Origin of the sequence: Enterobacter cloacae complex sp. 402C9 (assembly GCF_050030745.1) — a bacterium.
Lineage (GTDB): Bacteria > Pseudomonadota > Gammaproteobacteria > Enterobacterales > Enterobacteriaceae > Enterobacter > Enterobacter intestinihominis.
On the sequence record NZ_JBLGUW010000001.1, the window covers coordinates 3,979,292 to 4,005,746 of the forward strand.

General features: G+C 57.4%; 25 protein-coding genes. 11 read left to right on the forward strand and 14 right to left on the reverse strand.

Annotated features, from left to right (window positions below; genetic code table 11):
* The first annotated feature begins 96 nt into the window (after window positions 1–96).
* From qseB to ACQG1K_RS18960, 6 genes are all read left to right on the forward strand, one after another.
* Window positions 97–756 (forward strand): quorum sensing response regulator transcription factor QseB, encoded by a 660-nt coding sequence (gene qseB, locus ACQG1K_RS18935; RefSeq protein ID WP_367076425.1) that lies wholly within the window; start codon window positions 97–99, stop codon window positions 754–756.
* Window positions 753–2,102 (forward strand): quorum sensing histidine kinase QseC, encoded by a 1,350-nt coding sequence (qseC, locus tag ACQG1K_RS18940; protein ID WP_023306956.1) that lies wholly within the window; start codon window positions 753–755, stop codon window positions 2,100–2,102. Before qseB ends, qseC begins: the two co-directional genes overlap by 4 nt.
* A 104-nt stretch (window positions 2,103–2,206) precedes the next feature.
* The gene (locus ACQG1K_RS18945) at window positions 2,207–2,788 is read left to right on the forward strand and encodes an NAD(P)H-dependent oxidoreductase (protein WP_022649411.1); all 582 of its coding nucleotides are present in this window, start codon (window positions 2,207–2,209) and stop codon (window positions 2,786–2,788) included.
* 30 nt (window positions 2,789–2,818) lie between these two features.
* Complete coding sequence (locus ACQG1K_RS18950; protein WP_003862506.1) at window positions 2,819–3,133, forward strand: putative quinol monooxygenase; 315 nt, start codon at window positions 2,819–2,821, stop codon at window positions 3,131–3,133.
* 151 nt (window positions 3,134–3,284) lie between these two features.
* Window positions 3,285–3,725 carry a peptidoglycan-binding protein LysM gene (gene lysM, locus ACQG1K_RS18955; RefSeq protein WP_022649412.1) on the forward strand — a complete coding sequence of 147 codons (441 nt, stop codon included), beginning with the start codon at window positions 3,285–3,287 and terminating at the stop codon, window positions 3,723–3,725.
* A gap of 39 nt (window positions 3,726–3,764) precedes the next feature.
* Window positions 3,765–4,292 carry a hypothetical protein gene (locus tag ACQG1K_RS18960; protein ID WP_367076422.1) on the forward strand — a complete coding sequence of 176 codons (528 nt, stop codon included), beginning with the start codon at window positions 3,765–3,767 and terminating at the stop codon, window positions 4,290–4,292.
* Between the two features lie 12 nt (window positions 4,293–4,304).
* Here ACQG1K_RS18960 and ACQG1K_RS18965 read toward each other — a convergent pair whose 3' ends face one another.
* The 3 genes from ACQG1K_RS18965 to ACQG1K_RS18975 are packed head-to-tail and all read right to left on the reverse strand — an operon-like array spanning window position 4,305 to window position 8,632.
* A complete protein-coding gene (locus ACQG1K_RS18965) occupies window positions 4,305–5,492 on the reverse strand; it encodes a glycoside hydrolase family 88 protein (RefSeq protein ID WP_045622724.1) in 1,188 nt (395 codons plus the stop codon).
* A gap of 28 nt (window positions 5,493–5,520) precedes the next feature.
* On the reverse strand, window positions 5,521–6,786 hold the full coding sequence (locus ACQG1K_RS18970; protein WP_022649415.1) for an oligosaccharide MFS transporter: 1,266 nt from the start codon (window positions 6,784–6,786) through the stop codon (window positions 5,521–5,523).
* Between the two features lie 31 nt (window positions 6,787–6,817).
* Entirely contained in the window at window positions 6,818–8,632 is a 1,815-nt protein-coding gene (locus ACQG1K_RS18975; protein WP_367076420.1) for a DUF2264 domain-containing protein, read from the reverse strand.
* A gap of 166 nt (window positions 8,633–8,798) precedes the next feature.
* Between ACQG1K_RS18975 and ACQG1K_RS18980 the strand changes: the two genes are divergently transcribed.
* Complete coding sequence (locus ACQG1K_RS18980) at window positions 8,799–9,638, forward strand: AraC family transcriptional regulator (protein ID WP_022649417.1); 840 nt, start codon at window positions 8,799–8,801, stop codon at window positions 9,636–9,638.
* A 466-nt stretch (window positions 9,639–10,104) separates the two neighbouring features.
* On the opposite strand, the gene ACQG1K_RS18985 is transcribed toward ACQG1K_RS18980, so the two are convergent.
* From ACQG1K_RS18985 to ACQG1K_RS19005, 5 genes are read right to left on the reverse strand one after another with little or no spacing between them, the layout of a single operon-like run.
* Entirely contained in the window at window positions 10,105–10,980 is an 876-nt protein-coding gene (locus tag ACQG1K_RS18985; protein ID WP_015571883.1) for a MurR/RpiR family transcriptional regulator, read from the reverse strand.
* Window positions 10,977–11,927, reverse strand: a complete 951-nt coding sequence (locus tag ACQG1K_RS18990; protein WP_023306962.1) for an iron-siderophore ABC transporter substrate-binding protein — start codon at window positions 11,925–11,927, stop codon at window positions 10,977–10,979. Before ACQG1K_RS18990 ends, ACQG1K_RS18985 begins: the two co-directional genes overlap by 4 nt.
* Before the next feature lie 9 nt (window positions 11,928–11,936).
* Window positions 11,937–12,977, reverse strand: coding sequence for a FecCD family ABC transporter permease (locus ACQG1K_RS18995; protein WP_038416737.1), 1,041 nt, complete (start codon window positions 12,975–12,977; stop codon window positions 11,937–11,939).
* Window positions 12,974–13,957 carry a FecCD family ABC transporter permease gene (locus tag ACQG1K_RS19000; RefSeq protein WP_022649420.1) on the reverse strand — a complete coding sequence of 328 codons (984 nt, stop codon included), beginning with the start codon at window positions 13,955–13,957 and terminating at the stop codon, window positions 12,974–12,976. The genes ACQG1K_RS18995 and ACQG1K_RS19000 overlap by 4 nt, the downstream gene beginning before the upstream one ends.
* Window positions 13,954–14,766, reverse strand: coding sequence for an ABC transporter ATP-binding protein (locus tag ACQG1K_RS19005; protein ID WP_017384046.1), 813 nt, complete (start codon window positions 14,764–14,766; stop codon window positions 13,954–13,956). Before ACQG1K_RS19005 ends, ACQG1K_RS19000 begins: the two co-directional genes overlap by 4 nt.
* 384 nt (window positions 14,767–15,150) lie before the next feature.
* Here ACQG1K_RS19005 and ACQG1K_RS19010 point away from each other — a divergent pair, with 384 nt between their 5' ends.
* On the forward strand, window positions 15,151–17,280 hold the full coding sequence (locus ACQG1K_RS19010; protein WP_058646829.1) for a TonB-dependent siderophore receptor: 2,130 nt from the start codon (window positions 15,151–15,153) through the stop codon (window positions 17,278–17,280).
* 126 nt (window positions 17,281–17,406) lie between these two features.
* Here the strand turns inward: ACQG1K_RS19010 and parE are convergent, their stop codons facing one another.
* Genes parE through nudF form a run of 5 tightly spaced genes read right to left on the reverse strand, consistent with a single transcriptional unit; the run spans window position 17,407 to window position 21,815 of the window.
* Window positions 17,407–19,299: a DNA topoisomerase IV subunit B gene (gene parE, locus ACQG1K_RS19015; protein WP_022649422.1), complete on the reverse strand. Its 1,893-nt coding sequence runs from the start codon at window positions 19,297–19,299 to the stop codon at window positions 17,407–17,409.
* A 28-nt stretch (window positions 19,300–19,327) separates the two neighbouring features.
* Window positions 19,328–19,909 (reverse strand): esterase YqiA, encoded by a 582-nt coding sequence (gene yqiA / locus ACQG1K_RS19020; protein ID WP_023306967.1) that lies wholly within the window; start codon window positions 19,907–19,909, stop codon window positions 19,328–19,330.
* Window positions 19,909–20,736 (reverse strand): 3',5'-cyclic-AMP phosphodiesterase, encoded by an 828-nt coding sequence (gene cpdA / locus ACQG1K_RS19025; protein WP_426721058.1) that lies wholly within the window; start codon window positions 20,734–20,736, stop codon window positions 19,909–19,911. The genes yqiA and cpdA overlap by 1 nt, the downstream gene beginning before the upstream one ends.
* A gap of 27 nt (window positions 20,737–20,763) precedes the next feature.
* Window positions 20,764–21,186 carry a DUF1249 family protein gene (locus ACQG1K_RS19030; protein WP_003862516.1) on the reverse strand — a complete coding sequence of 141 codons (423 nt, stop codon included), beginning with the start codon at window positions 21,184–21,186 and terminating at the stop codon, window positions 20,764–20,766.
* Window positions 21,183–21,815: an ADP-ribose diphosphatase gene (nudF, locus tag ACQG1K_RS19035; RefSeq protein ID WP_367075019.1), complete on the reverse strand. Its 633-nt coding sequence runs from the start codon at window positions 21,813–21,815 to the stop codon at window positions 21,183–21,185. Before nudF ends, ACQG1K_RS19030 begins: the two co-directional genes overlap by 4 nt.
* Before the next feature lie 203 nt (window positions 21,816–22,018).
* Between nudF and tolC the strand changes: the two genes are divergently transcribed.
* The 3 genes from tolC to ACQG1K_RS19050 all read left to right on the forward strand — a co-directional run bounded on the left by tolC (window position 22,019) and on the right by ACQG1K_RS19050 (window position 25,516).
* On the forward strand, window positions 22,019–23,497 hold the full coding sequence (tolC, locus tag ACQG1K_RS19040) for an outer membrane channel protein TolC (RefSeq protein ID WP_022649426.1): 1,479 nt from the start codon (window positions 22,019–22,021) through the stop codon (window positions 23,495–23,497).
* A 190-nt stretch (window positions 23,498–23,687) separates the two neighbouring features.
* Entirely contained in the window at window positions 23,688–24,353 is a 666-nt protein-coding gene (locus ACQG1K_RS19045) for a DUF1190 family protein (protein ID WP_006811983.1), read from the forward strand.
* A 2-nt stretch (window positions 24,354–24,355) separates the two neighbouring features.
* Window positions 24,356–25,516 carry a glutathionylspermidine synthase family protein gene (locus ACQG1K_RS19050; protein WP_022649428.1) on the forward strand — a complete coding sequence of 387 codons (1,161 nt, stop codon included), beginning with the start codon at window positions 24,356–24,358 and terminating at the stop codon, window positions 25,514–25,516.
* 81 nt (window positions 25,517–25,597) lie between these two features.
* Here the strand turns inward: ACQG1K_RS19050 and ygiD are convergent, their stop codons facing one another.
* Complete coding sequence (gene ygiD, locus ACQG1K_RS19055; RefSeq protein WP_426721056.1) at window positions 25,598–26,386, reverse strand: 4,5-DOPA dioxygenase extradiol; 789 nt, start codon at window positions 26,384–26,386, stop codon at window positions 25,598–25,600.
* Window positions 26,387–26,455: the final 69 nt, after the last annotated feature.

The window sequence follows — 26,455 nt, forward strand, 5'->3', positions numbered from 1 at the left end:
GGTAAACCTTAACAACTTCTTAAGGGGAAAATTTATTTATTTTTACTGTACAGCAGGCGCTTGCAGAAGGTTTACTGACGGCATCAAGGAGGAAATATGCGCATTTTACTGGTAGAAGACGACAAGCTCATCGGCGATGGCATCAAAGCGGGCTTAAGCAAAATGGGCTTTAACGTGGACTGGTTTACCGACGGTAAAACCGGGCAGGCGGCCCTGTACACCGCGCCGTACGATGCCGTGGTGCTGGACCTGACGCTGCCGGAAATCGACGGGCTTGAGATCCTGCGCGCCTGGCGCGAAAGCGGTAAGAGCGAACCGGTGCTGATCCTCACCGCGCGGGATGCGCTGAATCAGCGCGTCGAAGGGTTACGCCTGGGGGCGGATGATTACCTGTGTAAGCCGTTCGCGCTGATTGAAGTGGCAGCCCGCCTCGAAGCGCTGGTGCGCCGCAGCCACGGGCAGGCGCGCAGCGAGCTGCGTCACGGCAAGGTCACGCTCGATCCGGCAAGTCTTGTCGCCACGCTGGCGGGCGAAACGCTGGTGCTCAAACCCAAAGAGTTCGCCCTGCTGGAACTGCTGATGCGCAACGCGGGCCGCGTGCTGCCGCGCAAGGCCATCGAAGAGAAACTCTACAACTGGGATGATGACGTCTCCAGCAACGCCGTCGAAGTCCACGTTCATCATTTACGCCGCAAGCTCGGCAGCGAATTTATCCGCACCGTGCACGGCATCGGTTATACCCTGGGTGACGCATGAAACTGACCCAACGCCTGAGCCTGAAGCTGCGCCTGACGCTCCTCTTTTTGCTGCTGTCCCTGGCGGCCTGGTTTGCCGCAAGCGTGGTGGCCTGGCACCAGACGACCGACAAGCTCGATAAGCTGTTCGATACCCAGCAGATGCTGTTTGCCAAACGGCTGCTGACGATGGACGTGGACGAACTCCGCGCCCCGGAACGCATGCGCGAGGTGCCGAAAAAAGCCAAACACGGCCATCTTGACGACGATGCGCTGGCCTTCGCAATCTTCACCGCAGACGGCAGCATGGTGCTTAACGACGGTGAGAACGGGCGCGACATACCTTATCACTACCGCCGGGACGGATTTGATGACGGTCGGTTGCAGGATGACAACGACGAATGGCGTTTCCTGTGGCTGACCTCCCCGGACGGGAAATACCGCGTGGTGGTTGGCCAGGAGTGGGAGTACCGACAGGATATGGCGCTGGATGTGGTCAGCTCACAGCTGACGCCGTGGCTGGTGGCGCTGCCCGTAATGCTTCTGTTGCTGATTGTCCTGCTGAGCCGGGAACTGAAACCGCTGAAAAACCTGGCGCAGACCCTGCGTTCACGCTCGCCGGATGCGACCGATACGCTGCCCACCCACGGCGTGCCGACGGAGGTTCGCCCGCTGCTTGATGCGCTTAACCATCTTTTCGCCCGTACGCAGGAGATGATGGCCCGCGAGCGCCGCTTCACCTCGGATGCCGCTCATGAGTTGCGCAGCCCGCTGGCCGCGCTGAAGGTGCAAACCGACGTGGCGCAGCTTTCCCTTGACGATCCCGGGGCGCAGTCTAAAGCGCTGGGGCAATTGCATGCGGGCATCGACCGCGCCTCCCGACTGGTGGATCAGCTTCTCACCCTGTCGCGCCTGGATTCACTGGATAATCTTGATGACGTCGAACCCGTGATGATGGCCGATTTGCTGCAATCCGCGGTGCTGGATATCTGGCATCCGGCGCAGCAGGCGGGCATTGATATTCGGCTCAACGTCAACGCGCCCGAGGTGATGCGTCACGGACAGCCGCTATTGCTGAGCCTGCTGGCGCGTAACCTGCTGGACAACGCCGTTCGTTACAGCCCGCGCGGCAGCGTGGTGGACGTGACGCTGAACACCCAAAGCTTTACCGTGCGCGACAACGGCCCGGGCATTTCAACCGATGCGCTGGCGCGTCTCGGCGAGCGCTTTTATCGTCCACCGGGCCAGGACGCCACCGGCAGCGGTCTGGGGTTGTCTATCGTGAAGCGCATCGCGGCGTTACACGGGATGCGCGTCTCGCTGGGCAATGCGCCTGAAGGGGGCTTTGAGGTGACCGTCAGCTGGTAGCCATTATTGCGCTGAGCGCAAAAGACTTTGCACATTTTGCTTATTTTTCCGCTCCGTCCTCGCGCGTAGAATACCTGGCATACTCTCAGCATCGAGGACAAATAATGAGCAACATTCTGATTATCAACGGCGCGAAAGAATTTGCGCACTCTAAAGGCCAGCTCAATGACACCCTGACCGAGGTCGCGGATGGTTTCCTGCGCGACGCCGGACATGATGTTAAGGTTGTGCGCGCGGACAGCGATTACGACGTGAAGGCCGAAGTGCAGAACTTCCTGTGGGCCGACGTGGTTATCTGGCAGATGCCGGGCTGGTGGATGGGCGCACCGTGGACCGTGAAAAAATACATGGACGATGTGTTTACCGAAGGTCACGGTTCGCTGTATGCCAGCGACGGCCGCACCCGCTCAGACGCGTCTAAAAAATACGGTTCCGGCGGCCTGTTGCAGGGCAAGAAATACATGCTCTCCCTGACCTGGAATGCCCCGCTTGAAGCGTTCACCGAGCAAGATCAGTTCTTTGAAGGCGTAGGCGTAGACGGCGCGTATCTGCCATTCCACAAGGCGAATCAGTTCCTGGCTATGGAGCCGCTGCCGACCTTTATCGTCAATGACGTAATTAAAATGCCGGACGTCCCACGCTATATCGCAGAATATCGCAAGCATCTCGCGGAAATTTTTGCTTAACTGGTAGCCTGGAATTAGAAGGAGTTAATTATGCTTACCGTTATTGCTGAAATCCGTACGCGTCCTGGCCAACATCACCGCCAGGCGGTGCTGGATGAGTTCGCAAAGATCATCCCGACCGTACTGAAAGAAGAAGGCTGCCACGGCTACGCGCCAATGGTGGACGCCGCCACCAGCGCAAGCTTCCAGGCGACCGCGCCAGACTCGATCATCATGGTTGAGCAGTGGGAAACCGTCGCGCACCTTGAAGCGCATTTGCAGACCGCGCATATGAAAGCGTGGAGCGACGCGGTGAAAGGGGACGTTCTGGAAACCCATATTCGTATTCTGGAGCAAGGGGTCTAAGTTCTGTGAAATTTGCCGGGTAGCACTGCGTTTACCCGGCCTACAACTTCCCTCCCAGGCCCGGTAAGCGTTAACGCCACCGGGCTTTTTTTATCACCTTAACACTCAACTGCTATGCTTATTCTGACTTCATGTTAAACAGGAGGATGGAATGGGTCTTTTTAATTTCGTAAAAGAAGCAGGCGAAAAGCTGTGGGACAATCTGACCGATCATAAGGGTCAGAGCGACAAAATCACCGAGCACCTCAAGAAACTCAACATTCCCGGTTCCGATAAGGTTCAGGTTGACGTCACCGACGGCAAAGCCAGCGTGACGGGCGACGGGCTGACGCAGGAGCAGAAAGAAAAAATCCAGGTCGCCGTCGGCAACATCGCAGGCGTCAGCGAGGTGGAGAACAACATCACCGCGACAGATGCCAAAGATGAAGCTACTTACTATACGGTGAAATCCGGCGATACCCTGAGCGCGATCTCTAAAACCGTGTACGGCGATGCTAACCAGTACAACAAGATTTTTGAGGCTAACCGCCCTATGCTCTCCAGCCCCGATAAAATCTATCCCGGCCAGACGCTGCGTATTCCTAAAGCATAACGTCTAAAACAGTCGGTTCACGTCGCGCAGAGGAACAGAATGAAAATAGCTTGTCTTGGCTGGGGTTCGTTAATCTGGAAAAGCGGCGCGTTACCGGTAGCCGGTGAGTGGCAGACCGACGGGCCTTCTTTGCCCGTCGAGTTCTGTCGGGTCAGCGATGGCGGTGAACTGGCGACCGCCATCTGTATGAATGCCCCTGCCGTGCCGGTGCTTTGGGCATGGCTGGAGGCCACAACGTTGAGCGTGGCCTGCCGCGCTTTGCGTAAGCGCGAAGCCATTCCCGAGGATCGCTGCGATGGTATTGGCTCGCTGCTAATCACCGGACGCGACACGGGTATCCTGACAACATGGGCCAGGGAGAAAGGTATTGAAGCGATCATCTGGACCGGGCTCCCGCCGAGAAGCGCGTCACAGGAAGGCAGGGTTCCTGCCGTGGACGAAGCCATCGCTTATCTCGACGGCCTCAGCGGAGAGACCCGCAGCCATGCGCGGGACTATATTTGCCGCGTGCCTGCCCAGCTTGATACGCCCTACCGGCGCGTCATTAAAGACGTGCTTGGATGGTAATCCCCCGGCCAGTTACCAGTACAGTTTCCAGCTCCGGGTGAAACGCACCAGCGCCTCAACGTAGAAGTAATCTCCCCAGCTTGCGCACTCATCCACGCCTTTGTTGCTCCCGAGGTGGTAAACCGAGTGTTTAAGCAGCCCGTTGCCCTTTTCTTCTCTCCCCATCAGATAGTGTTTCGTCAGTGACGACATAATGCCTTTAGCCCATTCCATATAGCGCTCGCGATCCGGATCCGTGACCGGCAGGTGTTTCACCAGCTCCAGCAGCCCACATACCGCAATCGCCGCCGAGGAAGAATCACGCAGCGCGTCGGTGCCCACCAACGCCAGATCCCAGTGGCAGACGTAGTCGTCGGGCAGGCGATTGAGGAAGTAGTTCGCCAGCCGTTTTGACAGGGCGATCATCGTCTCGTCGCCGGTATAGATATAGCTCAGCAGGAAGCCGTAAATTCCCCACGCCTGCCCGCGTGACCAGCAGGAGTCGTCGGCGTAGCCCTGCTGGGTGTTGCCGTAGCGCGGTGCGCCGGTTGTTACATCCATATAGTAGGTGTGGAAGGTGGAGGCATCGTCACGAATGAGGTACGTCGCCGCCTGCATGACGTGCGCTTTTGCGGCGTCGGCAAAGCGCGGATCGCCCGTCTGCTCCGTTGCCCAGTAGAGCAGCGGCAGGTTCATGTTGCAGTCGATGATCATCCGCCCGGCCTGGTCCGGATCGGAGAGATCGCCCCACGCCTGGATGATCTTCGCCTTCTCGTGGAAGCGTTCCAGCAGGGCTTCCGCCGCCAGCAGCGAGAAGCCGCGCGCCTCGCGGTTTCCGGTCAGCCGCCACGCGGCTACGCAGGAGAGCGTGTAAAGGAAGCCTAAATCGTGGGTGTTGGTGTCGTTGCGCCCGGCGATGCGCAGGCCAAACGAGCGCACGTGTTTTTCCGCCATCGCACGGAATTTTTCCTCGCCGCTCATCTCCCACGCCAGCCACAGCTGCCCGGTCCAGAAGCTGGTGGTCCACTCCACGTTGTCAGTCAGCGGATAAAAACCGTTCTGGCAGGTTTCCGCCGGGAATTTGTCGCCGAACTCCGTTAAATGACGGCTAATCAGGTCCAGAACGTGGCTGCGCGCCGAATTCAGTTCATCGCTGAATGCGCGGGAGTCAACGGGCGCAGCGATAACAGGCAGACGTTCTTCTTTGATACGACTTAACATATTTCGGTTCCTTCTTTGACGGCGTAATTTAACGTGTTGACGTTTCTGCTACGTTCAGCGCACGAGCCCCGCGCCATTTGCTCTGACAGGCGGATAACGTAAAAGCAGAAATAAGGGTAAAGGTCAGCGCCGTTGCGCCCATGATGATATAGGTGTGCTCAAAGCCAATACGGTCATACATATAGCCGGCAGGGGAAGAGACCACCACGTTGCCAACGTAGAGCATCGCCTGATAGCCGAGTAAATACATGGTGGCATTGACGCGCTTGTCGAAATGCTCGGCGATATATTTAAATACCGACACCAGCAGAAGACAAATTTCCAGACCGTACAGCGGCTTAAGCACTGAAATTAACAGGTGAGAATCACACATGCCGGAAATAATCAGACGCGCCCCGACCACCAGCCCGACAATTAATAGCCCGCGTTTGGCGCCAATAAAGTTCACAAACAGCGGGACCACCATATACATGACAAATTCCATGCCCGACTGCACGGTCCCGAGATAACCGAATACCGCGTTGCCCTCATGAATATCATCGAAGAAGGTGACGAAATAGCGCGAGAACTGCTGCTCGGCGATAAACATCATCCACGCCACGCCCGCCACGTACAGGCAGAAGGCCCAGAATTTACGGTTTCGCAGCAGGGCGTAAACGTCTGACGGGGCGATTTTCTCTTTCGTCAGCACCTCGCCCGCGTGAATGGAGTTAGTGTTCACTTTCAGGCTCAGCAGGACGATCAGCATCACCACCGACGCCACGCTGCCGAGAATAAAGTTATACGCCGGTGAGAGGTTAAACAGCAGGCCGGAGAAGGACGATGCCACCGCCCAGCCGAGCGAACCCCACATGCGAATTTGCCCGAATTCCATGCCGTTCAAACGGCTAAAGCGGTCGGAATACGATTCGCACGCCGCCACACCCGCGTACCAGGCAAAGCTTAAATAGAGCGCGCCGATAATAATCCCCAGCAAGGTATTAGACATTAACAGCGGCTGGTATACGTAAATAAAGAACGGCGCCATCAGGGCCGACATGATCACCACAAAATAGAGCAGGTATTTGCTCATGCCGATCTTATCGAGAATATAGCCGTAGATCGGTTTAAGAATAACGGAGAATATCCCGTTCACCGCAAAAACGGTTCCAATCACCGAGCCGCTGAGATTGGCTTTCTGGCCAAGCCAGATCGCCAGCAGTCCAATACTGGCAGACCAGGTAAAGAAATAGAGAAAGATAAAGCTACTGATTTTGTAATATTCAGTTCTGTTAGTTGTCGATGTGCTTTTCATATCATCCTCGCCGACGTGTAGGGCCAGATTTTTATAATGTGAACGACAGCTTACGTTCGCTTCCGGGTTCGCTAATGACGACCCGGCTATGGGTTATATTCAGCTGCGGCGTCGCCGCAACGGGCTGTTTTCCGCCAGCCAGAACGGCGCAACAGAGCCAGCTTTCCCCTTGCGGGAGGTCGGCCTTTAACAACGGAATGGAAGCGCACTCCGCAAACATAATGCTGCTGTTCGGCGGCGTGACGATGCTGTCTGGCTGGCGGTGAATGACCGGCGAAAGATCGACAATGACGCTGCTGCCGTTTTCAGCCATCAGATAACAACCGCGATCGCGCACCTGGTGGGCGGTTTTCATCACCGCAAAGCCGCCCTCGACGGTTTGCAGAGTGCGCGCGCTGTTGATACGGTGCAGGCGCAGGTGCCACTCCCCGAACGGGATCTGCCAGGTCGCAATCTGCACGTCGCGCCACGGCGACCAGCGCGAGAAAATGTAATGTTCATCCACCCGAACCTCTTCGCACTCGCGACGACCGCGGAAATAGTCATCTTCGTCCGCCAGCAGCAGCATGGAATCGCAGGCGGCATGCTTCAGGCCAAAACGCCCGCGCTCAATGGTGAATCCGAAGCGGCTGGAGTAGGCAAATTTGGTGTATTTCGCTTCGGTGTTGACGTAGTTATTCAGCTCCAGCTGACCAGCGGTGAGCATGACGACGTGCTGCGAAGCTTTCGAATGCATCAGGATCTGCTGCGCATGCGGGATCACATGTTTTTCAGCAAGCGCGGGCAGCGGCTGCTCGTCGGCCTGCCAGAACGGATGCGCCTCCGGCAGCGCCAGGATCAGGTAGGTTTTCAGCGCCCAGTACGGTGAACCGGGGGAGTTGTAATCCTCGCACATCGCCAGGTTCGGATACGCAAACCCCAGGGTAAGAATACCGTCGCGATCGACAATCGACTGCTGCTGCCACCAGCGCAGATGCCGCAGCACAATGCCCTTCACGATACCCGGGGTGAAGACGTCCAGCTGAGAAAAAGCCACCGCGCTCCAGAAGGCAACCATGGCAAAGCGGTAGGTCAGGCTGCGGCCAAACGGCACCGAGGCACCATCGGCGGCGGACCAGTAGATAAAGTCTTCCGCGAACAGACGCGAGCGCTCGCGCAGCACCTTTGCCCTCGCCTCGTCGTCACTCAGGGTAGCGTAAATCAGGCCGTAAAAATGGAAAGCCATGGAGATGTAATAGTCTTTCGGGCGGCCGGGACCGTCGGAGTACCAGCCGTCGCCGAGGTAGTAGGCGTCCATCAGCGTAAAGCGACGGTCAATGGCGGCCTGGTCGTACGGCAGCCCGGCGCGCTTAAAGCCGAGCTGAACCATAATGGCAAAATAGTTCCAGTTGCTGTCCGGCATCTGCGCGTCGGTGATTTGGTTGAGCCACGCGTGCAGGTTCATCACCTCGCGTCCGGTAAAGCGCGCGGTGAGCGTCTCCCCCAGCAGAGCAAGTCCCAGACCGTAGGCCGCCATCTCCACCAGACGCTGATCGTACGGGCCGGTTTCGCCCCAGTAGCCTGTGCTTTGCGGGTCGGTACCTATCTTGATGGCGGTAAGGTACTTCTCGCTGAACGGCGTGCTTTCGCCGGACGCCATCAGCGGAAACAGCCCCCACAGCGCGCGGGAAAGTCCCTCCATCTGCGCAATATCCGCTGTGTAATGGGCGCAGGTATCACCCAGCGAGAATCGTGAACGGTTCGCCGGAAATTGCGTGTCCAGCGCCTGTAAAAGTGCATTCAACGACGCCACTACCTCCTGGCGTGAAGACAACGGATTTGATTTTTCTTTGTTTGCCGCCCACATCGGTTCGCCCTCGTAATCAACTGCGGCAAAGCATAGTGAATACGCAAGGGGCAGAAATGTTAGCCGTGTCACAGGCATGAACGATGAATAAACCTCCAGTTGAGAAAATTTAAAAAGGTGGTTTATAAAGACGGTCAGACGGGAAAAAGTTGAGTTTTATTGCACTATGCGCGACACGCCGACATCCGATCTTCTGGAACTGATCGCCCTGAACGATACCGTGGCCTCGTTCAGCCGCCTGTTTGCCAATACCGTGCGCTACCATCACTGGCACCAGTGTCTGGAGATCCTCTATGTGGAAGAGGGCTTTGGGGTGGCGATTGTCGATAATCGTCACTACACCATGCGCCCCGGACGGCTGTTTTTCTTCCCGCCTTTTACGCTGCACAAGGTCATGGTGGACGAACAGGCGGAGGCAATTTACCGCCGCACCATTATTCATCTCGACCAGCACGCGGTGCTGAAGATCCTGCGGGATTTTCCCCAGACCCGGCAGCGTCTGGAGCGGCTGTCACGCCGTGGCGGCGAAGCGTGGGTCGCCGATTTAGCCCACTTCCATCACCATATCGACCATCTGTTTAGCTGCTATAAACCGCCGATGAACGGCGAGAGCATCGCCAGCCTGCTGATAGGCCTGTTCGCGATGCTGCCCGACGATCGCGACGGCGAGCCGGGAAACAGCCAGGGGATCGCCAGCCAGGTGATGTTTTGGCTCGACGAGCATTATCAGGAGAAATTTCGTCTGGATGCGCTGGCCAATGAGCTGGGAAAATCCCGCAGCTACGTATCGCGAAAATTCCATGCGGAAACGGGCGAAAAAATTCACGACTACCTGAATACGCTAAGGTTGCGTAAGGCGTGTGAGTGTTTACTCCACACTGATTCGAGCGTGCGTGACATTGCCGCACAGACGGGTTTTTCCGACGTGACGTGGTTTATCAGCGCGTTTAAAAAAGGGATTGGCGAGACGCCGCTGCAGTACAGGAAGAACCATCGTGCGGTTTGACGCCCGCACCCACGGGGCTGAGGGTTCCCCACAAATTAATGCGAGCACTGAGCAATCCCCTCGCCCCTCCGGGGAGAGGGTTAGGGTGAGGGGAACATACGGCGGTGGTGGTCATTCCGTTCACTTTATGTTCCTTGCTACTCTGTAACGACATGACCGGTGAACGTGCCAGGGTGGCTCAGTCGCCACCACCCTGGCGACCCGGGCTCCCGGCGGTAAATCGCCGCTTCGCGGTGCCCTCGGCTTATTCCTTCCGGCTTATCGGGTACGGGCGGAGGCAACGTCCCTGTAAAGCCGCCCTCTCGGCGCATCCCTGCGCCTCGCCCCGGCCTGCAGGAAACGCCTCAGCGATTTACAGCCGGACCAGGGCATCGCTGACAGCCCTCAGTCATTTAGAAAGCAACTTTATTGCTTCTGCATAAAAAAATTACTGGGGATCCCTCAGCCCACGGGGAGAGGGGGAAAATCAACCGCTCTTCTTGCCCGGCTTTAATCCGCGGTGTAACTCGTTGATGCGCTTCATCGACTTGATGGTGCGCTGCGGCTCGGTGGAGGCGACGGACAGAATAATCATCTCCAGGCACAGCAGCACCGTGCCGTGCAGCGGGATTTTGCCCTTCTCGCCGCCGCGCGGGACGTGGATCACTACGCTTGCCTCTTTGCTAAAGCGCGAGTCCGTGGCGTTGGTCAGCAAAATGGTGGGAATACCCAGGCGCTTCGCTTCGCGCAGCGTGGTCTGTCCCTCCCGGTGCGCGGATTTTTGCGCCATCATTACCAGCACGTCACCGCGCTGTAGGGCAATCAGCTGTTCGGCGAGGCCAATACCGGTGCGGTTGAGCGGGATCGCAGGCAGGCCTATACGGCTAAACAGTCGCGAGGTGTACTCAGCCAGAATGCCGGATGCGCCAATGCCAAAAATAGCGACCTGTCTCGCCTGCGCCAGCAGCGACACCGCCTGCGCCATCGCGTAGCGGTTGCCCGGTTCGGACAACACCGCGCAGGTGTGTTGATGGCCTTCCAGCACAAAATCGATGCTCGCGTCGACGTCGCTGGTAAGCGTGTTTACCGTCGTGGACATCTTCTCGCTGGAGGTGACCACCGGGCCAAACCACTGCTCCAGGGTCTGCTTGAGATCCCGCAGCCCGCCAAACCCAAGCGCCTGAATGGCACGCACCACGGTGGCGTCCGAGGTGTGTAGCACAGCGGCAATCTCCATTGCCGTCTGCTCCATAACCGCTTCACGATTTTCATTGATATAGCTCGCCACCTGCAGCAGGCGCGGCGTCAGCTGGTGCGCCCGCGAGCGGAGGCGGTCGCCGTAGACATCAATTTTTCGGATCATCGTGCGGCCTCCGGCAGCGGACGGCCCGCTATCTGCGACTGCACCTGCGCGGCCATCAGCCCCAGCGAGGCAAATGAATTTGAGATCGCTTCCTCGCGGGAGATGAGCACGTAATGCCCGGTTCGGCAGGCGTTGAGAAACTGACACCAGCCCGGCATCACCGCATCCATCGCCGCCAGCTCGTCCTGCGGTTTTCCGCCGGTGTCCCCGCGCCAGGTTGCAAAGACAAAATCAGCATCCAGCTCCGGCAGGCGCTCGGCGCTGACGTCGATGCGCCCGCCCTCCGGGATGCTCTCAATCAGCGGCGGGAACCTGAACCCTGCGTCGCGCAGCACGCGCCCAAGCGAGTGGTAGCTGTGCATGGCGTTGATTTTGCCCTGATTGGCCTGAATCACCGAGACGGTCAGTTTGCTCGTATCGATGGTCGCCTTTAGCGCCTCGATCTGCTCCTGATAGCGACGCTCCAGAATCTTCAGCCGCGCCTCTGTCCCGGTAAGCTGCGCCAGCTTGCGGTAGATCTCCGGCGCGCCGCCGTCGAGGTGATCGATACTCACCGTCGGGGCAATTTTTTCCAGCTGTTCGACCGGCGTGTTGCGGGTCGGCTCGGTGATGATAAGATCCGGCTTCGCCGCGGCGATGGCTTCAATATCGATATCGGCGGTGCCGATGAATGTGATGTCGGAATTATCAAAATCGATGCCCGTCAGCATGCCGCTGGAGCGCAGAAAATGGCTGCCGTCCGGTCGGGTACGGCCATGGCTGGCAACCGGCGGTACGCCAAGCTCGATCAGCGGAATGGTGATATCCAGGTCGTGCAGGGACACAATCCGCTTCGGGTTAACCGGCACCACCACTTTGCGGTTCAGGTCGTCAGTAAACGTCTGCGTTGGCTCTGCGGCTCCTGCAGCAAATCCCACCAGCACCAGCATTGCAAAAAATACGCGCATTTCTATCCCCTAAAATCGATCCCGACGCTGCCAGAGCAGCAGCAGGAAAAACGGTCCGCCAATCAGTGAAATGACAATTCCCGCCGGCAGCTGCAACGGGAGAAATGCCAGCCGCCCGACGTTATCCGCCAGCAGCACCAGCAGCGCGCCCAGTACGGCACTTCCCGTCAGCAGTGCCGTTTGCCCTCCGCGCAGCAGCAGGCGCGCCATGTGCGGGGCAATCAGCCCGACAAAGCCGATACTCCCCACGCAGGAGACGCAGGCCGCGGTGAGCACCACGGGGGCAAACACGCGCAGCAGCGCGAGGCGTGAAGTCCGCACGCCCAGCCCCGTCGCAGTGTGGTTGCCGAGCAAGGCTACGTCTGCGGCGCGCGCGGTAAAGAGCAGCAGCGCAAACGCCGGCACTGTCCAGGCAGCAGCGATGCTGACCAGCGTCCAGCTTGCCGCATGCAGACTCCCCGCCAGCCACAGCATCGCCGTCTGGACGTCGCGCACGTCGGCGGTCGTCATAAAGACCCCCATCGCGGCGGCAAACGCCCATGACACGCCGATGCCGATCAGGATGAATCGCGGGCGCGAGATATCACGCGCCAGCGCCACTACCAGCAGCGCGGTCAGCAGCCCACCGGCCATGCCGATAAGTGGACGCCAGTACGGCCCCAATCCCGGAAACTGAAAAATCAGCAGCAGCACCGCCGCGCTACAGCCCTCTTTCACGCCGATAAGACCGGGGTCAGCAAGGCCGTTGCGGGTAATGGACTGCATGGCCGCCCCCGCCATGCCGAGCATCGCGCCGCACAGCACCGCCATCAGCAGGCGCGGCAGGCGGATATCCATCACAATGTAATGCGCATCCGCCGTCAGACGTTCAGGATAAAACAGCGCACGTCCGATGGCGGAAGCAGGAATGGGCAGCGAGCCGTGCGTCAGGCCAAAACTTAGCAGCAGTAAAACGGCAAGGGTTAAAACGGTCAGATACAGCAGCGCCCTCGGGCGAACCAGCGCCGAGAAGGAGGAAAATCGTACTGCCCTCAATCCAGCCCGGTTCATTTGAACATCCTTGACGCCATAAGGATAAAGACCGGCGCGCCGACCAGCGCAGTCATCACGCCGGTTGCCAGCTCATACGGCGTAAACAGCGTGCGGGCGGCGATATCCGCCATCAGCAGAACCAGCGCCCCGCAGAGGGCTGAGAGCGGCACCATCACGCGCAGGTCCACCGATACCAGACGGCGAATCAGCTGCGGCACCACGAGTCCGATAAACCCGATCGGCCCGGCAACTGAAACCGCCGCGCCGCACAGCAGGGCGATGGCCAGCAGCGCGAGCAGGCGCGTTTTCAGCAGCGACACGCCAAGCCCCTGCGCCATTCTGTCCCCCAGCGCCAGCATGTTCAGCGACGGCGACAGCCAGAGCGCCAGCGCAAAACCCACGGCAGCGGCCCCCGCGGCGCTAGCGGTCGTCTCGCCGATGACTCCCGCCACATCCCCCGCAAGCCAGGTCCGCATGGCCAGCAGCGTCTGTTCATCCAGAATCAACACCGTGGCGGTTATCGATGAGGCAAATGCCGACATCGCCACGCCGCACAGCGTGACCTTCATCGGCGTGAGACCGGTACGCCCGGATGAGGAGAACGTTAGCACCAGCAAAAAGAGCGCGGCGGCGCCAGCTGCGGCTATCAGAGGGCGGCCAAACGGCAGCGACAGCCCGAGGGCACTCGTCAGCACCACCGCCAGCGCCGCCCCTGCATTTAGCCCCAGGATATGCGGCTCGCCGAGCGGGTTGCGGATCACTGACTGCAGCAGCACGCCCGCGACGCCGAGCGCCGCGCCCGTCACCAGGGCGGCGCACAGTCGCATCAAGCGCAGCCTGACGATCACGCTATGCTCAAAATTGCGCGGGTCGAAGTGGAAAAATGCGTCTACTACCGTCCGGGGGGCGATAACGCGCGCCCCGATGCTCAGGTGCGCAATCGCGCCTGCCAGAAGCAGCAGCGTAAAGAGAATAAAGGCCACAGACGTGCGCATCATGGTTTGTCGTCAGCCTGACGGAACGGCATAAAGAACGGCTTGCCGGTCAGCGGGTTAACCGACATATGCACGTCGACATCAAACACCGCTTTGATCAGCTCCGGCGTGCAGGCGTCGCCCTCATGCAGTACCCCCTCAACCTTTCCCTGACGTAAAAAGACCAGCGAATCACCGTAGTTCACGGCGAAGTTGAGATCGTGCAGAACCACCACCACGGTGCGCCCGTGCCGGCGCGTCAGCGTGTGCAGCAGTTCGAGGATCTCCACCTGGTAGCGAAGATCGAGGTACGTCGTGGGTTCATCCAGCAGGATGTAGGGCGTTTGCTGCGCCAGCACCATGGCGATCCAGCAGCGCTGGCGCTGGCCGCCGGACAGGCTTTCAACCAGATGATGGGCAAACTCTGCCGTTCCGGTCAGGCGTAACGCCTCCTCCACGGCCCGCTCGTCTTCTTCGCTCCACTGGCGCATCACGTTCTGCCAGGGGAAACGTCCGCGCGAGACCAGCTCAAATACGGTTAACCCTTCTGGAAGCAGCGGAGACTGCGGGAGGATCCCGAGCTGGCGGGCGACCGCTTTGGTTGGCTGCGAGTGGATGGCTTTGCCGTCCAGCACCGCGCTGCCGCCGAGCGGCTGAAGCAGCCGCGCGAGGGTACTTAACAGCGTCGATTTTCCGCAGCCGTTTGCGCCCACCAGAACAGTCATTTTCTGCTGGGGGATCGCAAGGGAGATATCATCAACGATGATTTTTTTCTGGTAACCCGCGGAGAGGTTCTCAAGAACCAGTCCCGGCTTTTTGATGTAGTGAGCCACGTGAACGCCAACGTAAGAAAAAAAACCAACAAATAAAAATAAAACTCATTCTTTTTTGTGAGTTTGCCGCCGCGCCATGTAGTAGTCAAGCGAAGATACACCCTGTAAACCCCAGGGATAACTGAGCATCGCTGCACAAATTAAAATTCATTTTTATCAACTATTTTCAATGCCTTAAACAAGAAACCAACGCGTATTAGCCAGAGAGAAACCTCTGTAGCGAAATTTTTATTTATTCCATTTACTACTACATTCCCTCATGCTTGAATGATTCTCAATTACAAGTCCGATGCCGTAGAGGCTAACGGACAGACCGTAAGGGCAATGACTCACACATTCTTCCGCGAGCATTTCATCGCAGGATATTTTGGGAAAACAGATGTAATGGCTAAGTTCACACCTTCATTCGCCGGGGTAAAAGGGCGCGCGCTCTTTTCACTCCTGTTCATGGCACCTCTGGTGCACGCAGCAGCAAAAGACGGTGAGACGCTTACCGTCACTGCCGACCCTTACGCTTCCACCGACGCCACCAGCGGCTATCAGCCCCTGAACACCTCCACCGCCACGCTTACCAACATGCCGATGCTGGACATCCCGCAGGTGGTCAATACCGTCAGCGATGAAGTGCTGGAAGACCAAAACGCGACCACGCTCGACGAGGCGCTGTATAACGTCAGCAACGTGGTGCAGACCAACACCCTGGGCGGCACGCAGGATGCTTTCGTGCGCCGTGGCTTCGGCGCAAACCGCGACGGCTCGATCATGACCAACGGCCTGCGCACCGTGCTGCCGCGCAGCTTCAATGCCGCAACCGAGCGCGTGGAGGTGCTAAAAGGCCCGGCCTCGACCCTTTACGGTATTCTCGACCCCGGCGGCCTGATTAACGTAGTGACCAAACGCCCGGAGAAAACCTTCGGCGGCTCGATTTCTGCCACATCAACCAGCTTTGGCGGCGGTACCGGACAGTTTGACGTCACCGGTCCGATTGAAGGTACGCGTCTGGCCTATCGCCTGACGGGGGAGTATCAGGACGAGGATTACTGGCGTAATTACGGCACCGAACGCAGCACCTTTATCGCCCCGTCTTTGACCTGGTTCGGCGATGATGCCACCGTGACCGTGCTCTATTCGCATCGCGACTATAAAACGCCGTTCGATCGCGGAACGATCTTCGATCTCAACACCAAAAAGGCCGTCGACGTCGATCGCAAAACCCGCTTTGATGAGCCATTTAACGTGACCGACGGTCAGTCCGACCTCGCTCAGCTTAACGCGGAGTATCGCCTTAACAGCCAGTGGACCGCGAAGTTCGACTACAGCTACAGCCAGGATAAGTACAGCGATAACCAGGCTCGCGTGATGGCCTACGATTCAAAAACCGGCAACCTGACCCGCCGCGTGGATGCGACCCAGGGTTCGACCCAGCGTATGCACACAACGCGGGCAGATTTGCAGGGGAACGTGGACATCGCGGGCTTTTACAATGAGATCCTGACCGGCGTGTCGTATGAGAATTACGATCTGCTGCGTACGGACATGATCCGTTGTAAGAACGTTAAGGATTTCAATATTTACAACCCGAGCTACGGCAGCCTCGGCAAGTGCACCACCGTCTCGGCATCCGACAGCGATCAAACCATCAAGCAGGAGAGCTACTCCGCTTACGCGCAGGACGCGCTGTACCTGACCGATAAATGGATCGCCGTTGCCGGACTGCGCTACCAGTATTACACACAGTACGCGGGCAAAGGCCGTCCGTTTAACGTCAACACCGACAGCCGCGACGACCAGTGGACGCCGAAGCTGGGCCTGGTATACAAGCTCACGCCGGCAGTCTCCCTGTTTGCTAACTATTCCCAGACGTTTATGCCGCAGTCGTCCATTGCGAGCTACATCGGCGACCTGCCGCCGGAAACGTCGAACGCGTATGAAATAGGTGCTAAATTCGACCTGTTCGACGGCATTACCGCCAACATCGCGCTGTTTGATATCCACAAGCGCAACGTGCTGTACACCGAGAGCATCGGTGATGAAACCGTCGCCAAAACCGCGGGCCGCGTGCGCTCGCAGGGTGTCGAAGTGGATCTCGCCGGATCGCTGACCGAGAACACCAACATTATCGCCAGCTACGGCTATACCGATGCGAAGGTGCTGGAAGACCCGGACTACGCGGGCAAACCGCTGCCGAACGTGCCGCGCCATACCGGCTCCCTGTTCCTGACGTACGATATTCACAATGCGTTTGCCGGGAATACGCTGACAATTGGCGGCGGCGGGCACGGCGTGAGCCGTCGTTCAGCGACTAACGGTGCGGATTATTATCTGCCGGGCTATTTCGTGGCGGATGCATTTGCGGCGTACAAAATGAAGCTGCAATATCCGGTGACGCTACAGGTGAACGTGAAGAATCTGTTTGATAAGACCTACTACACGTCGTCGATTGCGACCAACAACCTGGGCAACCAGATTGGCGACCCGCGTGAAGTGCAGTTTACGGTGAAGATGGAGTTTTGACGTCAGTGCGAGGCGTTCCCCTCACCCTAACCCTCTCCCCAGAGGGGCGAGGGGATCGATCGTAGGCCCGGTAAGCGCAGCGCCACCGGGCAAAAAAAAGCCCTGCATCGCAGGGCTTTTTCAGCATCAGGCCTCAATATCCGCCATATCGCCTTTCTCCTGCAGCCAGTTACGTCGGTCTTCCGAACGTTTCTTGGCAAGGAGCATATCCATCATGGCGTTGGTTTGCTGTTCGTCTTCGTCGCTGATCGTCAGCTGCACCAGACGGCGCGTGTTCGGATCCAACGTCGTTTCGCGAAGCTGCATCGGGTTCATCTCGCCCAGCCCTTTAAAGCGCTGCACGTTCGGTTTGCCCTTCTTGCGCTTCAGCTGTTCCAGCACGCCCGCTTTCTCTTCTTCCGTCAGCGCATAGTAGACTTCTTTGCCAAGGTCGATACGGTACAGCGGCGGCAGCGCCACGTGGACGTGACCGTTTTTCACCAGCGCGCGGAAGTGCTTCACGAACAGCGCGCACAGCAGCGTGGCGATGTGCAGACCATCGGAGTCCGCATCCGCGAGAATGCAGATCTTGCCGTAGCGCAGCTGGCTCAGATCGTCGCTGTCCGGATCGATGCCGATCGCCACCGAGATATCGTGTACTTCCTGCGAGGCCAGCACTTCATCAGAAGAGACCTCCCAGGTATTCAGGATCTTACCCTTGAGCGGCATGATCGCCTGATATTCACGATCGCGCGCCTGCTTGGCCGATCCGCCCGCCGAGTCCCCTTCCACCAGGAAAAGCTCGGTGCGGTTGAGATCCTGGGCGGTACAGTCCGCCAGCTTGCCCGGCAGCGCGGGGCCGCTGGTCAGTTTTTTACGCACCACTTTCTTCGCCGCGCGCAGACGACGCTGGGCGCTGGAGATCGCCATTTCAGCCAGCATTTCTGCGGCCTGAACGTTCTGGTTCAGCCACAGGGTAAACGCATCTTTCACCACGCCGGAAACAAACGCCGCACACTGGCGTGACGACAGGCGCTCTTTAGTCTGACCGGCAAACTGCGGATCCTGCATTTTCACGGAAAGCACGTAGGCGCAGCGGTCCCAGATATCTTCTGCGGAAAGCTTCACGCCGCGCGGCAGAATGTTGCGGTATTCGCAGAACTCGCGCATCGCATCCAGCAGACCCTGACGCAGGCCGTTGACGTGCGTCCCACCGAGCAGCGTTGGGATCAGGTTGACGTAGCTTTCCGTCAGCAGCTCACCGCCTTCAGGTAGCCACAGCAGCGCCCAGTCCACCGCCTCGGTATCACCTTCGAAATTCCCGACGAACGGTTTTTCCGGCAGGGTCGGCAGGCCGTTAACCGCTTCGCACAGGTAGTCGTTCAGACCCTTTTCGTAGCGCCAGCTCTGTTCGGTGTTGTTAACGTGATCTTTAAAGGTGATTTCTACGCCTGGGCACAGCACCGCTTTGGCTTTCAGCAGGTGCGTCAGGCGGGAAACAGAAAAGCGTGGGCTGTCGAAGAAGCTTTCGTCAGGCCAGAAATGGACGCTGGTGCCGGTGTTGCGTTTACCGCACGTCCCGACGACCTGCAAATCCTGCACTTTTTCGCCGTTTTCAAACGCGATGTTATACACCTGGCCGTCGCGACGGACGTTCACTTCCACGCGCTTTGACAGGGCGTTAACCACGGAGATCCCCACGCCGTGCAAGCCGCCAGAGAACTGGTAGTTTTTGTTGGAGAACTTACCGCCCGCATGCAGACGGCAGAGGATCAGCTCAACGGCAGGAACCCCCTCTTCCGGGTGAATATCCACCGGCATGCCGCGGCCATCGTCGATGACTTCCAGCGACTGATCGGCGTGCAGGATAACGTCCACGCGTTTGGCATGACCTGCCAGCGCTTCGTCCACACTGTTATCAATTACTTCCTGGCCCAGGTGGTTTGGGCGCGTCGTATCGGTGTACATCCCCGGGCGGCGGCGAACCGGCTCAAGCCCGGTGAGTACCTCAATGGCATCAGCGTTATAGGTTTGCGTCATGATTTAAGCTAGCAATTCGCATTGATTGTCAGTGGCTGTGCAGTCCAAGAAAATCGACAATCTGGGTGAAATGATCTTCAAAGCCCGTGAAAGCATGGTTTCCGCCCTCTTCTACAGTCTGGCGGCAGGATGCGTAATACGCCACTGCCTGGCGGTAATCCAGCACTTCATCCCCCGTCTGTTGCAGCAGCCAGATAAGATCGGGCGCTTCAAGCGGGTCGACCTGCATAACTTTGAGATCGTAAATATGGCGTGACTCTAGCACATATTGTTGGCCGGTGTAGGGGTTCTCGTTTTCGCCAAGAAAGTCCCTTAACAGCTCAAATGGCCGGACCGCCGGGTTAACGACGACAGCGGGCAACATAAAGCATTGCGACAGCCAGGTGGCGTAGTAGCCGCCGAGGGACGAGCCGACAACGCCAAACGATTCGCCGCCGTGTTCAAGCACAATCGATTCCAGCATTTCTGCCGCATCCGCCGGATAAGGGGGCAGCTGCGGAATAATCATCTCCACGTGCGGATGATGTTCGCTCAGCCACTGGCGAAACTGCGTCGCCTTTGCGGAACGCGGAGAACTGTTGAACCCGTGCAGATAGAGGAGCGTCGACATCAATAGCCTTCTGAAGCGGTATCCGGGCGGAACTGCGCGCCAGTCAGACGGCACACTTCGGTGGTCAGCGAGCCGTCGGCATGCAGGTCCAGCCAGCGCCAGCCCGGTGCGATGGTGTCCAGCGTGAAGTTAGCGCAATGGGGCTTGAACTGCACGCAGGTGGACGGCGTCGCGAGCAGGCGGCGACCGTTCCAGTCGAGATCCTGTTCCTGGTGAATGTGCCCACACAGCAAATTTTTCACGCGCGGGAATTTCGCCAGCACGCTATCCAGCGCCGCAGAGTTGCGTAAGCTGTGCTGATCAAGCCAGCTACAGCCCGCCGGCAGCGGATGATGATGCAGTAACAGCAGCGTATTACGATTCGGTTCGGCGGCCAGTTTTGTCTCCAGCCAGTCAAGCTGATAGTCGCTCAACTCACCGTGCGGAACGCCAAACACCTGACTGTCGAGGAGCAGAATTTGCCACTGGTCCCCCGTAAAGACACATTTTGCCGGCGAAATCCCCGCCTCCTGAAGCGAACTGTACATGGCGGGCTGAAAATCGTGATTGCCCGGTAGCCAGACGCAAGGCACACTAAAGCTCGCAATTCCTTCGGCGAAATGCTGATAGGCTGCGGAGGATTGATCCTGCGCCAGATCGCCTGTCGCGACGATCAGATCGCATGGCCGCTTTTCAGCTTGGATCGCGTCAAGAACCGCCTGATAACTCTCCCAGGTGTTCACGCCCAGAAGCGTCTCATGCTTTTCGGCAAAAAGGTGGGTGTCGGTGATTTGTAATATCCTGACTGGCGCCCCACCAGCAACAGTCAGGTTCAACAGGCTTTCCAAATGGTGTCCTTAGGTAGGTTTATGACGCTAACAAACCGGAATCGCCATTGCTCCATGTGCTAAACAATATCTTAGCCAGTCGGCTAAAAACTGGTTAATTTGATGCTTTTCGTCGCGTTGATGCAACTTTTTATTCGGATAATCATACCGCGCTTTGAAGCGAAAGATCTGCTGGCTTGAACACACTTCAGCGACCATCGCATCATGATAAAGACGTACCGTCATTGACGGCAGGCTCCAGTAGCTGATGCTCGGCGCCGTTTGCTCAATCTCCACCAGCGTAGTGTAGCGCGTTGATTCTGTTATCGTTAACCGATACTGCGCGTTGCTCACCTGATAGCTTACCGTTTCGCCGGGCGCGTCGTTTCGCGGCAGCAGGCGGCGCAGCTGGGCGAAATTGGTTTCGCACAGGCGCATCATTTCTGGGAAGTCAGGTGTATAGCGCTTCATTTTTTCCACTCGTTTCGTAAATTCTGATGATGCAGTTGCAGCCATTGCAAGGCGATGACAGACGCTGCGTTGTCGATTAAACCCTCTTCTACCCATTGGTAAGCCTGCTCCCGACTCACCACATGAACCCGAATATCTTCGTTTTCATCTGCCAGACCGTGGATCCCTTTCGCTGTCGTGGCGTCCACTTCGCCCACCATAATAGATGAGCGTTCCGTTGTTCCCCCCGGACTTGCCAGGTAGCTCAACACCGGTTTCGTCCGACCGATCGCCAGGCCTGCCTCTTCCAGCGCCTCGCGGCGAGCGACGTCTTCGACCGACTCACCCTCCTCGATCATCCCGGCCACCATCTCCAGCAACCACGGCGTTTCGCTGGTATCATACGCCGCAATACGGACCTGCTCGACCAGCACGACTTCATCACGCACTGGGTCAAAGGGTAGCAAGACTGCCGCATGCCCGCGCTCAAAAATTTCGCGTTCGATTTCACCGCTCATTTCACCGTTAAACAGGCGATGCCTGAAACGGTAAAGTTCCATTGAAAAAAAACCGCTATAAAGCGTTTCTCGTGCAATAATTTCTACATCGTTTTTGGCGAAGGTGACAGGCACGTTTTCTGGTTTTTGCATCGGTCGAGTCCTGGTAGCAATGGTGATGAAATTGTGAATTTCAAGGCTGTTTGGCTGCCGTTTGTATGGCTATATGGTAGATTGGAGCAAATTACCGCCAGATGGCACGTTACGCCAACCTTTTGGTGTGGATGATTCTGTTAGAATCGGCAATTATTTTTAATTAGATCAGCGCTAATACTGCTTCACAACAAGGAATGCAAATGAAGAAATTGCTCCCCATCCTTATCGGCCTGAGCCTGACGGGCTTCAGTGCAATGAGCCAGGCAGAGAACCTGTTACAGGTCTACCAGCAGGCACGTCTGGGCAACCCTGATTTACGTAAATCAGCGGCCGATCGTGATGCTGCGTTTGAAAAGATTAACGAAGCACGTAGTCCACTGCTGCCGCAGTTAGGCTTAGGTGCAGATTATACCTACACTAACGGTTTTCGCGATAACAATGGCATCGACTCGAATGCCACCAGCGCCTCTTTACAGCTTACACAGACCCTGTTCGACATGTCCAAATGGCGTGAACTGAGTTTGCAGGAAAAGAGCGCAGGCATTCAGGATGTCACCTATCAGACCGATCAGCAGACGCTGATCCTGAATACCGCGACCGCCTATTTCCAGGTACTGAGCGCGATTGACGCGCTCTCCTATACCGAAGCGCAGAAACAGGCGATTTACCGCCAGTTAGATCAAACCACCCAGCGTTTTAACGTAGGCCTGGTCGCGATCACGGACGTGCAGAACGCCCGTTCACAGTACGATACCGTACTGGCTAACGAAGTGACCGCACGTAACAACCTCGACAACGCACTGGAAGCACTGCGTCAGGTCACCGGTAACTACTATCCTGAGCTGGCCTCTCTGAACGTGGACAGTTTCAAAACGGACAAACCGCAGGCGGTTAATGCTCTGCTGAAAGAAGCGGAAAACCGTAACCTGACCTTATTGCAGGCGCGCCTGAGCCAGGATCTGGCACGCGAGCAGATCCGCCTTGCACAGGATGGTCACCTGCCAACCCTGAGCCTGAGCGCCTCTACCGGCGTATCGGATACCAGCTACAGCGGGTCTAAAACGACGTCTCAGGCCTATGACGACAGCAACGTTGGCCAGAACAAAGTGGGCCTTAGCTTCTCTCTGCCGCTGTACCAGGGCGGGATGGTTAACTCTCAGGTGAAACAGGCGCAATACAACTTTGTGGGTGCCAGCGAGCAGCTGGAAAGCGCGCACCGCAACGTGGTGCAGACCGTACGTTCTTCCTTTAACAACGTCAATGCCTCTATCAGTAGCATCAACGCTTACAAACAGGCCGTTGTCTCTGCGCAAAGCTCTCTGGACGCGATGGAAGCAGGCTACTCCGTCGGTACGCGTACCATCGTTGACGTGTTAGACGCAACGACCACACTGTATAACGCGAAACAGCAGCTCTCCAGCGCACGTTACCAGTACCTGATTAACCAGCTGAACATCAAGCAGGCGCTGGGTACGCTGAACGAGCAGGATCTGCAAATGCTGAACAGTACGCTGGGTAAACCGGTATCCACGTCGCCTGACAGCGTGGCGCCGGAAAATCCAGAGCAGGATGCCGCGGTTGATAACTTCAACGCTAACGGCAGCGCCCCGGTTGCACAGCCAGCGGCAGCGCGCAGCACCTCACCTGCGAGCAGCGGCACGAATCCGTTCCGTAACTAAGTGTGTCATCAGGCCCAATGCGGCCTGATGCCCTCACCCCAGCCCTCTCCCACAGGGAGAGGGAGCACATTAATCCCCCCCGAACGTAAGCCAACGTAAAGATCCCCCGGATTTCGCCCCTCTTCGCTTCATTTTCAACCACTCATCCTCTATCCTGAGCGTTAATACCCCTGGGTCCTGGAAGACAAATATGAAACGGACAAAAACGATGAATCACGCGTCGTTCCGCAAAAGCTGGAACGCACGCCACCTGACACCTGTCGCGCTGGCGGTCACCGCCGTCTTTATGCTGGCAGGCTGCGAGCAAAGCGACGAAACGGTGTCGCTATATCAAAACGCTGACGATTGTGCGAGCGCAACCGGTAAAGCCGCCGAGTGTACGACGGCCTATAACAACGCCCTGAAAGAGGCAGAACGTACCGCGCCGAAATATGCCTCACGCGAAGACTGTGTAGCCGAATTCGGCGAAGGCCAGTGCCAGCAGGCTCCTGCTCAGGCAGGTATGGCGCCGGAAAACCAGGCGCAGGCACAGTCCAGCGGTAGCTTCTGGATGCCTCTGATGGCGGGTTATATGATGGGCCGTCTGATGAGCGGCGGCGCGGGCTACCAGCAGCAACCGCTGTTTAGTTCTAAAAACCCAAACAGCCCGGCGTACGGTAAATACACCGATGCCACCGGCAAGGGTTACGGTGCGGCAACGCCTGGCCGTACGATGACCGTACCGAAAACCGCGATGGCACCGAAACCAGCCACTACCAGCACCATTACCCGTGGCGGCTTCGGTGAGTCTGTGGCGAAACAAACCACCATGCAGCGTAGTGCGACCGGCTCTTCGACTCGCTCAATGGGCGGCTGATCATGGAACGAGTCAGTATTGTCGAGCGCCCGGACTGGCGCGAAAAAGCCACCGAATACGGTTTCAACTTTCACACCATGTACGGCGAGCCGTACTGGTGTGAAGACGCTTACTATAAGCTCACGCTCGCGCAGGTCGAAAAGCTTGAAGAGGTGACCGCAGAACTGCACCAGATGTGCCTGAAGGTGGTAGAGAAAGTCATCGACAGCGATGAGCTGATGACAAAATTCCGCATTCCGAAGCACACCTGGAGCTTTGTTCGTCAGTCCTGGAAAACGAACCAGCCTTCGCTCTACTCTCGCCTCGATTTGGCATGGGATGGCGTGGGTGAACCGAAGCTTTTAGAAAACAACGCAGATACGCCAACCTCCCTGTACGAAGCCGCGTTCTTCCAGTGGATCTGGCTGGAAGATCAGGCGAATGCCGGAAACTTGCCGGAAGGCAGCGACCAGTTCAACAGCCTTCAGGAAAAACTAATTGAGCGTTTCGCCGAACTGCGAGAACAGCACGGTTTCAACCTGTTGCACCTCGCCTGCTGTCGCGATACCGAAGAAGATCGCGGTACGGTTCAGTATTTGCAGGACTGCGCAGCCGAAGCGGAAGTGGCGACGGAATTCCTCTATATCGAAGAGATCGGTTTAGGTGAAAAAGGTCAGTTTACGGACACGCAGGATCAGGTGATCAGCAACCTGTTCAAGCTCTACCCGTGGGAATACATGCTGCGCGAAATGTTTTCTACCAAGCTGGAAGACGCCGGTGTGCGCTGGCTGGAACCAGCCTGGAAGAGCATTATCTCCAATAAAGCCCTGCTGCCGATGCTGTGGGAGATGTTCCCGAACCACCCGAACCTGCTGCCTGCTTACTTTGCCGAAGATGATTTCCCGCCAATGGAGAAATACGTCGTTAAGCCAATCTTCTCTCGTGAAGGCGCGAACGTCTCGATTATCGAAAACGGTAAAACGCTGGAAGCGGTTGAAGGGCCGTACGGTGAGGAAGGGATGATCGTCCAGGCGTTTTATCAACTGCCGAAGTTTGGCGACAGCTATACGCTGATCGGCAGCTGGCTTATTAACGATCAGCCTGCCGGGATTGGTATTCGCGAAGATCGCGCGCTGATTACGCAGGATCTGTCGCGTTTCTACCCGCATATTTTTATTGAATAAGACTTGCCGGGTGGCGGCTTCGCCTTACCCGGCCTACATGTTGAGCGCAGGCCCGGTAAGCGCAGCGCCACCGGGCATGTTTTACCCCACCTGCACCGACAGCATACTCAAGCTCCCCATCTCAATACCGTCGACCGGTGTTGTAATAACCTCCTGACCGTCCCATGCGCCTAATACATACAGCAATGGCAAGAAGTGTTCCGGCGTCGGGTTAGAGAGCGAACCGCCGTCGTGATCCAGATAGTTCACCAAAGGGTGCCGTTCGACCGGCCCTTGCCAGGTCAGGTTGTCTTTTACATAGTCATTAAAGGCCGCTGCCCAGGGGTACGGCGTATTTTCACCGTGCCAGCGTACCGTACGCAGGTTATGCACCACGTTGCCACTGGCAATCAGCATGATGTCCTCATCACGAAGCGAAGCCAGCTTACGCCCCATCTCCATGTGCCAGGCAGCCGGTTTGGTGCTGTCGATACTCAGTTGCACCATCGGGATATCCGCATCAGGATACATCTTAATCAGCACGCCCCACGAGCCATGGTCAAAGCCCCAGGCCTCTTTATCCAGGGTGACCGGGAAAGGTGCCACCAAATCCACCAGCCGCTGCGCCAGCTCAGGCGAACCGGGGGCCGGATAATGCGTATCGTATAGCGCCTGCGGAAAACCGCCAAAATCATGGATCGTTTTTGGCGCTTCCATGGCCGTCACGCCGGTACCCCGGGTAAACCAGTGCGCAGAGACCACCACAATTGCCTTCGGACGCGGTAACGTCTTACCCAGTTGACACCAGGCGCGGGTATAGACGTTATCTTCCAGAACGTTCATGGGGCTGCCATGGCCTAAAAACAGTGCAGGCATACGAGAAGGAGACATGGTGATATCCTTAGAGGAAGTGACAAAGTGATGGGCCTACATTACGCGCATTCAGGTGAAGATGAACGT